Annotated in this window: 11 protein-coding genes and 1 other annotated feature; of the genes, 2 read left to right on the top strand and 9 right to left on the bottom strand. The window is 40.3% G+C overall.

The genetic code is table 11. The annotated features are described in order from the left end of the window. Positions 1-6: 6 nt before the first annotated feature. The 5 genes from hisH to hisG are packed head-to-tail and all read right to left on the bottom strand — an operon-like array spanning position 7 to position 5,020. Positions 7-597 (bottom strand): imidazole glycerol phosphate synthase subunit HisH, encoded by a 591-nt coding sequence (gene hisH / locus GWI58_RS13760; protein ID WP_094959759.1) that lies wholly within the window; start codon positions 595-597, stop codon positions 7-9. After that, positions 597-1,664 carry a bifunctional histidinol-phosphatase/imidazoleglycerol-phosphate dehydratase HisB gene (gene hisB, locus GWI58_RS13755; protein WP_104836322.1) on the bottom strand — a complete coding sequence of 356 codons (1,068 nt, stop codon included), beginning with the start codon at positions 1,662-1,664 and terminating at the stop codon, positions 597-599. The genes hisH and hisB overlap by 1 nt, the downstream gene beginning before the upstream one ends. A 48-nt stretch (positions 1,665-1,712) precedes the next feature. Beyond that, positions 1,713-2,795, bottom strand: a complete 1,083-nt coding sequence (gene hisC, locus GWI58_RS13750) for a histidinol-phosphate transaminase (protein ID WP_104836323.1) — start codon at positions 2,793-2,795, stop codon at positions 1,713-1,715. A gap of 2 nt (positions 2,796-2,797) precedes the next feature. After that, positions 2,798-4,114 carry a histidinol dehydrogenase gene (gene hisD, locus GWI58_RS13745; protein WP_004252067.1) on the bottom strand — a complete coding sequence of 439 codons (1,317 nt, stop codon included), beginning with the start codon at positions 4,112-4,114 and terminating at the stop codon, positions 2,798-2,800. 6 nt (positions 4,115-4,120) lie between these two features. Further along, positions 4,121-5,020 (bottom strand): ATP phosphoribosyltransferase, encoded by a 900-nt coding sequence (hisG, locus tag GWI58_RS13740; RefSeq protein WP_004244529.1) that lies wholly within the window; start codon positions 5,018-5,020, stop codon positions 4,121-4,123. 44 nt (positions 5,021-5,064) lie between these two features. Next, positions 5,065-5,196 (bottom strand) — a sequence feature (His leader region). Positions 5,197-5,526: 330 nt separating this feature from the next. Between hisG and GWI58_RS13735 the strand changes: the two genes are divergently transcribed. Then, positions 5,527-6,348, top strand: a complete 822-nt coding sequence (locus GWI58_RS13735) for an SDR family oxidoreductase (RefSeq protein ID WP_004247604.1) — start codon at positions 5,527-5,529, stop codon at positions 6,346-6,348. Here GWI58_RS13735 and GWI58_RS13730 read toward each other — a convergent pair. Further along, a complete protein-coding gene (locus GWI58_RS13730) occupies positions 6,345-6,965 on the bottom strand; it encodes a glutathione S-transferase family protein (protein ID WP_004244532.1) in 621 nt (206 codons plus the stop codon). The two genes, GWI58_RS13735 and GWI58_RS13730, sit on opposite strands and share 4 nt — an antisense overlap. Positions 6,966-7,122: 157 nt before the next feature. Here GWI58_RS13730 and GWI58_RS13725 point away from each other — a divergent pair, with 157 nt between their 5' ends. Continuing rightward, entirely contained in the window at positions 7,123-8,325 is a 1,203-nt protein-coding gene (locus GWI58_RS13725; RefSeq protein WP_004247605.1) for a serine hydrolase, read from the top strand. Positions 8,326-8,414: 89 nt separating this feature from the next. On the opposite strand, the gene GWI58_RS13720 is transcribed toward GWI58_RS13725, so the two are convergent. The 3 genes from GWI58_RS13720 to GWI58_RS13710 all read right to left on the bottom strand — a co-directional run bounded on the left by GWI58_RS13720 (position 8,415) and on the right by GWI58_RS13710 (position 13,240). After that, positions 8,415-10,085, bottom strand: coding sequence for a formate--tetrahydrofolate ligase (locus GWI58_RS13720; RefSeq protein WP_161769285.1), 1,671 nt, complete (start codon positions 10,083-10,085; stop codon positions 8,415-8,417). A gap of 347 nt (positions 10,086-10,432) precedes the next feature. Beyond that, a complete protein-coding gene (locus GWI58_RS13715; protein WP_004244536.1) occupies positions 10,433-11,797 on the bottom strand; it encodes an L-serine ammonia-lyase in 1,365 nt (454 codons plus the stop codon). A gap of 114 nt (positions 11,798-11,911) precedes the next feature. Continuing rightward, positions 11,912-13,240 (bottom strand): HAAAP family serine/threonine permease, encoded by a 1,329-nt coding sequence (locus tag GWI58_RS13710; protein WP_004244537.1) that lies wholly within the window; start codon positions 13,238-13,240, stop codon positions 11,912-11,914. Between the last annotated feature and the right edge of the window lie 532 nt (positions 13,241-13,772).

The raw sequence follows: 13,772 nt of genomic DNA, 5'->3' as shown, positions 1-13,772 counted from the left end.
AACGCGTTACATCTCCAAAAAATTCTTAATCAGTTGAGCACCCGCTTTTCCTGAGCGTTCAGGGTGAAATTGCACCCCATAGAAATTATCTTTCTGAATGGCACTGCTAAAGCGTGAACCATATTCTGTTTCGGCTATGGTTGAGTCATTGAGCCCTAAACCATAGCTGTGAACAAAATAGAACCAAGCGTCGCTGTCAATATTGCGAAATAGAGGGTGAGCGGGTTTTGCTAATACCTGATCCCAACCCATATGCGGTAAGGGTAATCCTTTGGTATCAAGTTTATTGATATTACCGTCAACTAATCCTAATAGAGGGATATTGTGACCTTCTTCACTCAGAGAGGCCAAAATTTGCATCCCTAAGCAAATACCTAATACGGGTTGGGTTAACGCTTTAATTAAAGGGATAAGTTCACGGGCTTTTAGTTGTTCCATAGCGGCACGGGCTGTTCCCACCCCGGGTAGAAACAGTTTATCAGCAGATAACACGATATTTTTTTCATAAGAAATAATCGGATCGTAACCTAGCCTTTGTACGGCGTATGCAACCGAGGCTAAATTAGCACAACCTGTATCAAGAATGACGACTTTCATCACAGCACACCTTTTGAACTGGGTAAGGTATTTCCTTCAACACGGATAGCTTGGCGTAAGGTACGACCAAATACTTTAAACAGACTTTCTGCTTTGTGGTGATCGTTTTTGCCTTTTGATTTTAAGTGTAGAGTGCAGCCCATAGTGTAAGAGAGAGAGCGGAAAAAGTGCTCAATCATCTCTGTGCTTAAATCACCAACGCGCTGATATTTAAATTCTGCTTTATATTCAAGGTGAGGGCGTCCAGAAATATCCAGCGCACAACTTGCTAGGCACTCATCCATAGGCAAAGTAAAACCAAAACGTGCAATGCCACGTTTATTACCTAATGCTTCTCGCAGTGCTTCGCCGAGTGCAAGACCGGTATCTTCAACGGTGTGGTGATCGTCAATGACTAAATCCCCTTGTACATTGATATTTATACGAAAGCCACCGTGGGTGGCAATTTGATCTAGCATATGATCAAAAAAACCAACTCCAGTGCTAATTTGGCTTTCACCTTCACGATCAAGCCAGATATCAATGGCTATTTGTGTCTCTTTGGTTTTACGTTCAACGTGGGAGTAGCGATCTTTTTTCGTCAGCAATTCACTGATAGCTGACCAGCTTAATTCATTGGCGTTATAACGTAATCCGTTGATCCCCATATTTTCAGCTAATTGTAGATCGGTTTGTCTATCACCAATCACATAGCTATTGGTTTTATCAAGAGCACTTTCAACCAGATATTGGGTGACTAACCCTGTTTCAGGTTTACGACAAGGACAGTTGTCTTCAGGTTTATGAGGGCAGATTAATACTTCATCAAAAACAATACCTTGTGAAGAAAAAACCTGCATCATGAGATTATGAGGGGGTTCAAAGTCAGCTTGTGGAAAACTGTCTGTACCAAGCCCATCTTGATTGGTGATCATAATAAGCTTATAGCCCGCCTGTTGTAAGTTGAGTAATGCGGGAATAACGCCATTTTCAAAGGCAAGCTTATTGAGACTATCAACTTGGTGATCGGTTGGTGGCTCTGTGATCAAAGTACCATCACGATCGATAAAAAGAATTTTCTGGCTCATGGTTGAGATCCCTCAGTGGTGATTTTTTATTGTTATCATTAGTGATGTTTATACGTTTGCCGTTTGTCTATTTTTTATAGCGGTTATCACGCTATCACACTCTTGACGCGTACCGATAGAGATGCGTAAACAACCTGCCAGCCCATATTGACGCTGTTGATCGCGTAAAATAATCCCTTGCTCCCATAAACTGCGGAAAACACAATCAGCATCAGTGAATTTCACTAAAATATAGTTGGTTTCACTACAATAAACCTGTTCAACATTGGGTAAATTTTTTAGTGCATCCGCTAAATATGTTCTATTGCGTACAATTTCCATTACCCGTTGTTTCATCGCTTCTATACCTTGGTCAGTTAATGCTTGTGCCGCAATATCAGCAACCGGGGTAGAAAGTGGGTAAGGGGCGATCACCTTAAGTAATAATTCAATAACAGGTGAATTGGCAAGTGCAAAGCCACAACGCAGTCCCGCTAATGCAAAAGCTTTAGAGAGAGTTCGTAAAATGGCTAAATTCGGATACTCTTTTAACCAAGCGACTAGTGATGCTTGAGGACAAAACTCAATATAAGCTTCGTCAATAGCCACAATGGCTTTGCCTTTAGCCAATGCTAATACATCACGAATAAGCGAAGGATCAACGATATTGCCTGTTGGGTTATTGGGGCTGCAAAGATAAATCAGTTTGACATTATCAAGTTGTGATGCGATGGCTTTGACATCAGGCTCCCAATCAGCAAGAGCAGGGACAACACGCTGTTCTACACCAAAGGTTTCCGCACTGACGCTGTACATACCATAAGTGGGTGGACAATAGAGAACAGCATCTTTACCAGGCTCACAAAAAGCACGGATCAGTAGTTCTATCGCTTCATCGGCACCTCGGCTAACTAACACTTGCTCAGGTTGGACGCCTGCATATGCTGCATAGCGATTAATTACGTTAACTGGCTGACACTCAGGGTAGCGGTTTAAATTTTTTTCATTAAACGTAAAGTCAGGAGCGGTAGGGTATTCATTGGCATTTAACCAAACCGAGCCATTTCCACCTAAACGTCTCGCTGATTGATAAGGGGTTAACTGGCGAACATTTTTTCTGGCTAATAGGGTAATATCAAAGGGCGTGTTCATGGCTAGTTATCTCCTTGAGCCAAGGCGTTAACGCGAAGTGTGACGGCATTTTTATGTGCAGTTAATTGCTCTGCTTGCGCTAATATTTCAATGGTATTGGCTAAATCAGCCAAACCTTGAGCAGTCAGTTTTTGTACGGTCATACGTTTCATAAAATCGGCTAAGCCTAAACTCGAATAGGTGGCGGTATAACCGTATGTAGGTAGTACGTGATTGGTGCCAGAAGCGTAATCTCCCGCTGATTCAGGAGACCAAGCCCCTAAGAACACTGAGCCGGCGCTAGTAATGCTATCAACAAGTGAGTCTGCATCATTAGTCTGAATAATTAAGTGTTCAGGCCCATAGCGATTACTGATTTCAATACATTGGTTGAGATCACGGGTGATAATGACACGACTTTCGGCTAAGGCTTGTTGTGCTATTTCTGCGCGAGTTAATTGTGTTAATTGGGCTTGCGTCTCGCTAATGACCGCTTTGGCAAGGGCTTCATCTGGGGTTAATAGCACTACTTGTGAGTCAGGACCGTGCTCTGCTTGTGATAGTAAATCAGCGGCAATAAAGGCAGGATCAGCATCGGCATCAGCAATCACTAATACTTCCGAAGGGCCGGCTGGCATATCAATAGCCGCACCTTGTAGCGATTGGCTGACTTGGCGTTTTGCTTCTGTTACATAGGCATTTCCCGGACCGAAAATTTTATCTACCTTTGGGATAGACTCTGTACCAAAAGCCATCGCAGCAATGGCTTGAGCACCACCGACTTGGAATATTTCATCAATACCAATTTGTTGCGCAATATACAAAATTTCATCAGCAATCGGTGGCGGAGAGCATAAAATTATTTTGCGACAACCGGCAATACGGGCCGGTAGCCCCAACATCATCACTGTTGAGAGTAAAGGCGCTGATCCACCGGGAATATAAAGTCCTACGGCATCAATAGGGCGACTGACTTGTTGGCAAAATACACCAGGTTGCGTTTCTACCTCAATGGTTTTAGGAATTTGCGCTTCATGAAAACGGCGTATATTGCTCATGGCTTGCGCTATTGCTTGTTTGATTTCGTTATTGAGCCTTGCACAAGCCGCGTCAATCTGTGTTTTTGTCACCAATACGCTATCGGGAGCCGCTTTATCATATTTTTGACTCAGTGCCTTAAGGGCTTTATCCCCATCGTTGCGTACCTGAGAAATAATCGTAGCAACTTGCTCTGTAATAGGCGCTGATGCGGATATCGCTGGGCGAGTGAGTAGCTGTTGTTGTTGCTGTTGGGTGCATTTATCCCAGAAATTTAATGTATTAAACGCCGTTTTCATCATCTCACCTTATTCCATCATTTTTTCTATTGGTAAAACAAGAATTGAACTTGCCCCTAATGCTTTTAGTTTTTCCATCGTTTCCCAAAAGAGGGTTTCACTGCTGACCATGTGCATTGCTACTCGATTTTGATCACCCGCTAAAGGAAGGATGGTCGGGCGCTCAGCACCCGGTAATAGGGCGATAACATCTTCAAGGCAATCACTTGGCGCGTGTAACATAATGTATTTTGATTCGCGCGCTTGAATAACTCCTTGAATACGCGTCATTAAGCGATCGATAAGGGCTTGTTTTGTTGCGTCCATTTCACCGTCACGTTGAATTAAACAAGCTTTAGAACGATAAATAACTTCTACTTCTTTTAATCCATTGGCTTCTAATGTGGCGCCAGTAGAAACTAAATCACAAATAGAATCGGCCAGACCGGCTCGAGGTGCGACTTCAACGGAGCCATTTAATAAGCAAGATTTAAAGGTGATCCCTTTTTGGTCTAAATAACGTTTTAATAGATTAGGGTAAGAGGTGGCAATACGGGTATTATTGAGGCATTCAACCCCTTGATAATCAAAATCAACCGGTGCAGCAAGAGATAAACGGCAAGCACCAAAGTCAAGACGACGCAGTGTGATATAACTTGGATTTTCTCCTTGTGCTCGGCGTTTTAGTAATTCTTCTTCTAATACGTTTTCACCAATAATGCCTAAATCAACCACTCCGTCCATCACTAAACCGGGGATATCATCATCTCTGACACGTAAAATATCGATAGGCATATTTTCCGCATAAGCGATAAGGCGTTGTTGGTTTAAGTTTATTTTAATGCCACAACGCGCTAAAAGTGCTCGTGAATCATCACTTAAACGACCTGATTTTTGCATGGCAATTCGTAATCTTGCTTTATCTAACATAATGTTACCCTATCTTTGTCCGTATTCTTGTTATGAAATTTAGCTATAAAAAAACCCCGGAAGTTGCCTTCCGGGGTTTTTATTTTATTGTCTGCACTCAGACCACCGGAAGCGTTACCTAAACGTCTTCCAGCACTCATCGCCTGAAAGACTAGTCAGGATGATGGTGATGATGGTGGTTTAATTGAATGCTATACATAATGTTTTCCTAGCGAATAAAAATACCCGTTATAAATAATTAACCAGTATTTAGAATTTGTCTGCCTTTCAACCTACCTGATTTATAAAGTAAAAAGCAACCTATTTTTTAATAATAATTTAAATAAATTGTAACCTTATGTTTTTTTAGAGAATTTTAATATTTCTTTTCTTTACTTAACCGAGTAAGTGCGCCAGTATATTAAAGCAGGCTAAATATATATAACGCTTAAGCAGTTTTTATCAGTAATGGATAAAATTAAGTTTTGTTACATAATTTAAATAAGCCATGAAAGTAGGGGTAGAAAATGAAACGGATCACGATAGTCGGATTAGGTTGGTTAGGATTACCACTTGCCAATGCCTTGCGTGAAGCGGGGTATCAAGTAAAAGGAACAAAAACCACAGAAGATGGTGTAGAAGCAGCACGAATGAGTGGTGTTGATTGTTGTCTAATGAATTTAACACCGGCTATTGAGTGTGATAGAGATGATTTTGATTACTTAATGGAAACTGACGTACTGATTATTACATTACCTCCCAGTGCGGCGGGGGGAGGATATGATTATGTTGAAGGGATACAAACATTAGTGGATAGCGCCATGTCTCGGCATGTGACAAGAGTGATTTATATTAGCTCTACTTCAGTATATGGCAATCAAAGTGGTGTTATTACAGAAGAAGTTGATATTAGGCCAGAAACGCAATCCGCTAAGATGATAGCGGAAGTTGAAAATTGGTTACATCGCTTACCACTCACGACCGTCGATATTTTACGTTTGGCGGGGTTAGTTGGGCCTGGTCGTCATGCAGGACGCTTTTTATCCGGTAAAAAACAGGTCAAAGGTGCACATCAGAGTGTCAATTTAGTGCATTTAGACGATGTTATTTTTGCGATAGAGCAACTGCTTGCTCAAAATGAAGGAGGCCGTTTATATAATTTATGCGCGCCTATTCATCCTAAAAAGAAAGATTTTTACAGCCGTGCTGCTGCACAGTTAGATCTTACTCCCCCTGAATTTGCTCTAGAAGATAAACCGCCAGCACGAGAGATCGACGGTCAGGAGATTTGCCGAGATCTCGGATTTCATTATCACTATCCTGATCCCGACAAAATGCCAATGAGTTAATTTACCGGCAGTAAAACGACATCACGGAAGATCTGATTTTCACTTAATTGTGCAAACCAGCGTTGTAGATGTGGATAATTTGCACCTTCTTGACAAACCTCTAGCCATGGGTATACCAAAGGAGCAATAGCGATATCAGCTAATGAAAAATAGTCACCGGCAAAATAAGCTGTTTTAGCCAGTTGATCATCGGCAATTTTGATCAGTTGGTTTAATTTCGCTTTTAGGCTCTGTACAAGCTGTGGATCTTGCTGCTCTTTTGGTGTGCGAACAAGATTTATCATCATTTGTTGGATTGGAGAAAAAAGGCTACCATTCGACCAATCCATCCATTTTTCAACGTTTGCGCGTTGCTTTACATCGGTTGGGTAGAGATGATAATTTTCATATTTGGTACATAAATAACGAATTATGGTATTTGACTCCCATAAGGCAAAATCATCATCTTGTAAGGTAGGAATAGATGCATTGGGATTGAGTGCTAAATAGTTGGCCTCATGAAGTCCACCAAAAGGGCCTCCGACATCAATTTGTTCGTAAGGAGCTTGAAGCTCTTTTAAACACCACAGGACTTTTTTAACGTTCGATGAGTTTTTTCTACCCCAGACTTTTAACATAAAGGTCTCCTAAACCACGATAAGTAACAAAAATTCCCTCTGTAGGGCGTTAAATATGAATATAAGATAAATCTTTATCTATCAATGTTGGCGTCTTATTCCATAAAGCCCTATAGTAGGAAAGCTTTAACAAATTGATATAAAAGGGTGATCGGTAATGAAAACAAATCTTCCATCCGTATTGGCTAAGGTTACCGCGGGAATGGGTTTACTGCTAATTATTTCTAGTCCTACTTTTGCGGTGAATAATCCTGTGCCACCTCAAATTGAGGCTAAATCTTACGTATTAATGGATTATAACAGTGGAAAAATACTTGCTTCAGAGAAGCCTGAAGAGCGCCTAGATCCTGCCAGTCTAACCAAAATAATGAGTAGTTATGTGGTAGGACAAGCAATAAAAGAGGGACGTATGTCGCCCGATGATATTGTTATTGTTGGGCGCAATGCTTGGGCGACGGGTAATCCTGTTTTAAAGGGCTCATCCTTGATGTTTTTAAAACCAGGCGATCGAGTTAAAGTGATCGACTTAAATCGAGGTATGGTGATCCAATCTGGTAATGATGCCAGTATTGCGCTGGCAGAACATGTTGCCGGTAGCCAAGAAACCTTTGTTGATCTTATGAATACCTATGCCGCGAATTTAGGTTTAAAAAACACTCACTTTAAAACAGTACATGGTCTAGATTCTGAAGGGCAGTACACCACAGCACAAGATATGGCGTTATTAACAGCTGCCATGATCCGCGATGTACCTTCAGAATATGATATTCATAAAGAAAAAGAATTTACCTTCAACAATATTCGCCAGCCAAATCGTAACCGTCTATTGTGGAATAAAAATATGAATGTCGACGGTGTAAAAACCGGGCATACCAATGGGGCTGGCTATAACCTTGTCTCTTCGGCAACCGAAGGAAATATGCGTCTGATTGCAGTGGTTTTAGGGGCGCCATCAGATAAAGTGCGTTTTGCTGAAAGTGAAAGATTACTCGGCTGGGGTTTCCGCTTTTTTGAAACCGTGACACCTGTAAAAGAGAACGTGCCCCTGACTACGCAAAAAGTATGGTATGGCGATAAAGGTGAAGTGGCTTTAGGTGTTGCTAAAGATGCATCAATCACCATTCCTAAAGGAGAGCTAAAGAACTTAAAAGCCTCTTTTACATTGACTAACCCCGAATTAGAAGCACCATTAACACAAAATCAAGTAGTAGGAACAGTGAATTTCTTACTAAACGATGAAGTGATTGAGCAGCGTCCATTAGTGGTAAAAGAAGCGGTTGAAGAAGGGGGTTTCTTTAGTCGTATCTGGGACTTTGTGGTTAAAACAGTCTCTGGTTGGTTTAATGCGCTTTTTGGTTAATTAAGCTCATAATTACTGAAAAACTCACCCATTTAAAATAAGAATGCCAGTATTAACTGGCATTCTTTATTGAGCAGGTTTTAAGTGCCTTAGAACAGTCCTTTTATTGCCCCATGATCATCAACGTCCATCGCCATTGCTGCCGGTTTTTTAGGTAATCCTGGCATCGTATTTATTGTGCCCGTTAATGCAACAACAAAGCCTGCACCAGCACTGACATACACTTCCCGGATATTAATGGTAAAATCAGTCGGGCGACCAAGTAATGCGGGATCATCTGATAGAGAATATTGCGTTTTTGCCATACAAATAGGGAAATGGCCAAAGCCCATATCCTCGATTTTTGTTAGCATCTCTTGGGCGTTAGCATTGTAAGTCACCCCTTTTGCACCATAAATTTCTTGAGCAATGGTCTCTATCTTTTGCTTTAAAGGCATATTATCAGGGTAGAGTAATTGAAACTGTGGTGCATCATTTTCTAGTGTGTCAATAACCTGATTGGCTAATTCAATACCACCCACGCCACCTTTTTCCCATACTTGACTAATGGCAAAACGACATCCTCTTTGCTGGCAATATTGGGCGATAAATTCATGCTCTTTAGCAGAGTCTGTCACATAAGCATTTACTGTAACAATAACCGGAACACCATATTTTTTCAGATTTTCAATATGCTTACCTAGATTTTCGATCCCCGTTGCTAAAGCGGTGAGATTTTCGTGATCCCACTGTGTTTTGCCTAAGCCACCATTATATTTTAATGCCTTAGTGGTAACGACTAAAACTGCACAGTCTGGTTGTAAGTCGCCTATGCGACATTTGATATCAAAGAATTTTTCCGCACCTAGATCAGCACCAAATCCCGCTTCTGTTACAGTGATATCAGCCAGTTGAAGAGCAAGTTTAGTCGCTCTTAGACTATTACAGCCATGGGCAATGTTGGCAAAAGGGCCACCATGAATAATCGCGGGGGTATTTTCTAACGTTTGTACTAAATTAGGATTAAGGGCATCTTTAAGTAAGGTTGCCATAGCGCCGACAGCGTTGAGATCTTCAGCACTAACAGGCTCGCCTTCATAGTTATATGCAACGATGATACGTGCTAAGCGCTGTTTTAAATCATTAATATCTTTTGCTAAACAAAGGATAGACATAATTTCGCTAGCAACGGTGATAACAAAGCTATCTTCTCTAACCACTCCATCTTTGTCGCCACCTAATCCAATCACTAAATGACGTAGTGCGCGATCATTCATATCCATACAGCGCTTAAAAATAATCTTTTTAGGATTAATGTTAAGGGGATTACCTTGATAAAGCGAGTTATCTAACATCGCTGCTAATAAATTATTTGCAGAGGTGATAGCATGAAAATCACCGGTAAAATGAAGATTGAGATCTTCCATCGGTACAACTTGTGAATATCCACCGCCAGCCGCTCCTCCTTTTAGACCAAAACAAGGGCCTAAGGAGGGTTCGCGTAATGCAATAATGGCACTTTTGCCTAATTGATTAAGGGCTTGTCCTAATCCTACCGTAACGGTGGTTTTACCTTCACCTGCTGGCGTGGGATTAATGGAAGTGACAAGCACCAATTTACCCTGTTTTTTTGAGGTGACTTTTGACCAAATACTCTGGCTAAACTTGGCTTTGTATTTGCCATAAAATTCAATATCGTCTTGGTCTACATTTATTTTTTTAGCAATATTTTGGATGGGTAAAAGCGGTGCTTGATGGGAAATTTCAATATCTGATTTCATTTTGGTTCTCTTTTTATCCCGTGTAGAGCTACATGAGTGATAATGCATCAATGCTATCGATTCAACAGATCAAGAAAAAATGTATCGCTCTGTTGCTACTTATTGAGCGAATAACCCTCTAATTAATCAACTTTAGCTAATAATATAAATATGACCAATAGATTTATAGGTTTATAGATATTGGACTTTAGAAGATATGCTCGGTGTCACATGATACTGCCATTGTAATAAAAAATATAAAATTATTATGATGTGGTTGAAGAGATATAGGACGGGGGAGCAAAAATAAATAATGCCAGCAAAAGCTGGCATTGGTTTATGGGTAACAATCATGTCAAAGTGTTAAATTAATCGCAAGAGACTTTAATGGCTAAGCCACCTTGCGATGTTTCACGATATTTAGAATTAATATCTTTACCTGTTTCATACATAGTCTCGATGACTTTATCTAAACAGATACGTGGATCACTGACACGACGAAGCGCCATCCGTGCTGAGTTTACCGCTTGTACGGCAGCAATAGCATTACGCTCGATACAAGGCACCTGTACTTGTCCTGCAACCGGATCACAAGTAAGACCTAAGTTATGCTCCATTGCGATTTCAGCCGCAATACAGACTTGCTCAGGACTACCCCCTAGCAGTTCAGTTAAAGCCCCTGCAGCCATTGAGCAGGCTACACCGACTTCACCTTGACAACCCACTTCAGCACCGGAAATAGAGGCATTCATTTTGTACAGCGACCCAATAACACCGGCCACTAAGAAAAAGCGTGTATAGGAGTTTTCGTTGACTGGGCGAATAAATTTATCGTAATAGGAGAGTACGGCAGGAATAATACCGCATGCGCCATTAGTGGGTGCTGTTACAACACGTCCACCGGCGGCATTTTCTTCGTTTACGGCTAATGCAAACATATTGATCCAATCAACCACTGTCATAGGATCGGTGGTGGTTTTATCTTCAGTCACTAACATACGACGTAATGCAGACGCGCGACGAGGAACACGTAATGGTCCCGGTAATAAGCCTTCGGTATTAACACCGCGCTCGATACCTGATTTCATTACCTCCCAAACGGCAGCAAAATGGGCTGAGATCTCTTCTTTACTGCGTAATGCAAGCTCATTTTGCATCACCAGTGCAGAAAGAGAGAGACCGGTTTCCTTACAGTGACGTCGTAAATCAGCAGCATATTGATAAGGATAAGGTACTTCAACTTTATTCTCTTCGGGCTGACCAAAATGCTCTTCATCAACAATAAAGCCGCCACCAATGGAGTAATAGGTTTTTTTCAACAGAAGTTGTTCGCCATTATAGGCGCTGATAGTCATACCATTTTCATGAAGAGGTAAATTACTTTTATGAAAATTCATGCCTCCAACCGCGGGGAAATCAACCTCTTGAGCACCATTAGCTAACATCAAACGTCCGGTATTTTCGACTTGTTTAATAAAAGGTGCGATAGCGTCAATATCAACCGTATCAGGTAAATTACCGGCTAATCCCATAATAATCGCGATATCTGTTGCGTGACCTTTACCTGTTAGAGATAAAGAGCCATACACATCAACGACTACGCGGGAAACAGAGGAGAGAAGGTTTTTCTCAGCAAGTAAATCGACAAATTCTTTACCTGCTTTCATTGGGCCTACCGTGTGTGAGCTTGAAGGTCCAATACCGATTTTAAAAATATCAAAAACGCTAACCATAATATTCGCCTCCCTAATTTAAAGGCGCACTGTGTGTTATTAGAATGAAAACTGTTTTGTAGACTGTAGCGATATGGCTACTTTCATTTTAGAAAGTAGCCATCGATAAACTTATTAGTTAAAGAAATAATTAATGAAAGTATTACCTAAGGTGTAGAAAACCGCTGAGATTGCAATCAGACCCATGATAACAACAAATACGTTGCTAATATGGCCTTGATATTTTTTCATCGCTGGTACTTTACGGATAGCATACATAGGCATTAAGAACAGTAACATTGCGATGATTGGGCCACCCAGTGTTTCAATCATACCAAGGATACTTGGGTTTAATGTTGCAACGATCCACGTTGTAACCAACATAAACAGAGCTGTGATTTTGTTTAAACGATCTTTTTCGACATTCTTACCAATTCCGCGCATCCCTTTGATAATTAAGCCATTGAAACCTTCACGAGCCCCTAAATAGTGACCTAAGAAAGATTTAGTAATCGCAACAAAGGCAATGAAAGGTGCAATGTAAGCGATAACGGGTGCTTCAAAGTGGTTAGCAAGATAAGACAGAATACTGATGTTTTGCTCTTTTGCTTCAGCTAAATTTTCTGGGGTTAAGCTAAATACGCAGCTAAACACGAAGAACATAACAGTGATCACCATCATAATATGAGCATAAGCTAAGATGCGTGAACATTTTTTCTCTGCATTGTCACCGTACTCTTCGCGTTTTGCCACAGCAAAAGCAGAGATGATAGGTGAGTGGTTAAAAGAGAACACCATCACAGGGATAGCTAACCATAAGGTGACTAACAAGCCTTGGCTCATACCAGAAGTTGAGGCGTGATCAAAAGAGAGCGTATCAAGAATGGCACCATTCCATTCAGGAATGAGGTATAAAGCAAGTACCATCAAGATGGCAACGAATGGGAATACTAAGACACTCATTGCTTTAACAATAGCTTGTTCACCAAAGCGAATGATACACATAATACCGACAATCAGTACCAGTGATAAAATCGCACGAGGTGGTGCTGTCATATGCATTTGGTGAACAATAAAGCTTTCTACCGTATTAGTGATAGCGACACTGTAAACCAACAAAATAGGATAAATAGCAAAGAAATAGAGCAGAGTGATTAATACACCTGCTGTTTTACCAAAGTGTTCTTCAACCACTTCAGTAATATCTTCACCTGGATTTTTACCTGATAGCACAAAGCGACACATACCACGGTGTGCAAAAAAGGTCATAGGAAAAGCAAGTACTAACATAATCAACAGAGGAATTAAGCCACCAATCCCGGCATTGATAGGTAAAAACAGAACGCCAGCACCGATAGCTGTACCATACAAACCGAGCATCCATACTGTGTCTGACTTACGCCATGTTTTGTAATCACTTTGGGTATTACCCTGTGCGATAGAACCAGCTTTGGTTGTATCCATAATACTCTCCGAAATAACGCGGTAAAAAAATAATGAAAAATAAAGTGAGTCATTGCCTTTTTACAAAGCAATCACTGCATAAATTTTATTATGAATAAATGAGCGCATTGAGTGCCTGGTGTTATCTCAATATCTTCAATTACCACATACTAAAAAAGCTAGATTTTAAAAGAATAAAAATCTTCTAAAATTTGAAAAAATATTCAATAAGTTTATATCTAGACTTTAGATGGGCAGAATATAGTGTTTTTCAGGATAAACTACCGTGATCACCATCTCAAATGCTAAATATAACTAAAAAATCGCTAAATGTAACATTTTTTATACTTTGTGCTTTTTGTGTGCTGTTTATAAACATTTTGAAATGGTTTTCCAAAATTGTTTATTTTTTAGAATAAAATTAAATATAGAAATATTCATATGTTAATGATTATTTTTCCTGCTTTCTATTTTTTATAAAATAGATGATTTAAATCAATGAGGTTATTTTTATTTACATTTAAAACATTATTTTAACTTTATAATTTATTGA

It is taken from the genome of Proteus sp. G2674 (assembly GCF_009915195.1).
GTDB lineage: Bacteria > Pseudomonadota > Gammaproteobacteria > Enterobacterales > Enterobacteriaceae > Proteus > Proteus mirabilis.
This window is presented reverse-complemented; position numbering and strand designations above follow the sequence as displayed.

Excerpts from the sequence above, each read along its gene's own strand:
- hisB (WP_104836322.1), bottom strand. The coding sequence starts at position 1,664 with ATGAGCCAGAAAATTCTTTTTATCGATCGTGATGGTACTTTGATCACA.
- GWI58_RS13725 (WP_004247605.1), top strand. The coding sequence starts at position 7,123 with ATGAAAACAAATCTTCCATCCGTATTGGCTAAGGTTACCGCGGGAATG.
- hisD (WP_004252067.1), bottom strand. The coding sequence starts at position 4,114 with ATGATGAAAACGGCGTTTAATACATTAAATTTCTGGGATAAATGCACC.
- GWI58_RS13735 (WP_004247604.1), top strand. The coding sequence starts at position 5,527 with ATGAAACGGATCACGATAGTCGGATTAGGTTGGTTAGGATTACCACTT.
- hisG (WP_004244529.1), bottom strand. The coding sequence starts at position 5,020 with ATGTTAGATAAAGCAAGATTACGAATTGCCATGCAAAAATCAGGTCGT.
- hisH (WP_094959759.1), bottom strand. The coding sequence starts at position 597 with ATGAAAGTCGTCATTCTTGATACAGGTTGTGCTAATTTAGCCTCGGTT.
- GWI58_RS13720 (WP_161769285.1), bottom strand. The coding sequence starts at position 10,085 with ATGAAATCAGATATTGAAATTTCCCATCAAGCACCGCTTTTACCCATC.
- GWI58_RS13710 (WP_004244537.1), bottom strand. The coding sequence starts at position 13,240 with ATGGATACAACCAAAGCTGGTTCTATCGCACAGGGTAATACCCAAAGT.
- hisC (WP_104836323.1), bottom strand. The coding sequence starts at position 2,795 with ATGAACACGCCCTTTGATATTACCCTATTAGCCAGAAAAAATGTTCGC.
- GWI58_RS13730 (WP_004244532.1), bottom strand. The coding sequence starts at position 6,965 with ATGTTAAAAGTCTGGGGTAGAAAAAACTCATCGAACGTTAAAAAAGTC.
- GWI58_RS13715 (WP_004244536.1), bottom strand. The coding sequence starts at position 11,797 with ATGGTTAGCGTTTTTGATATTTTTAAAATCGGTATTGGACCTTCAAGC.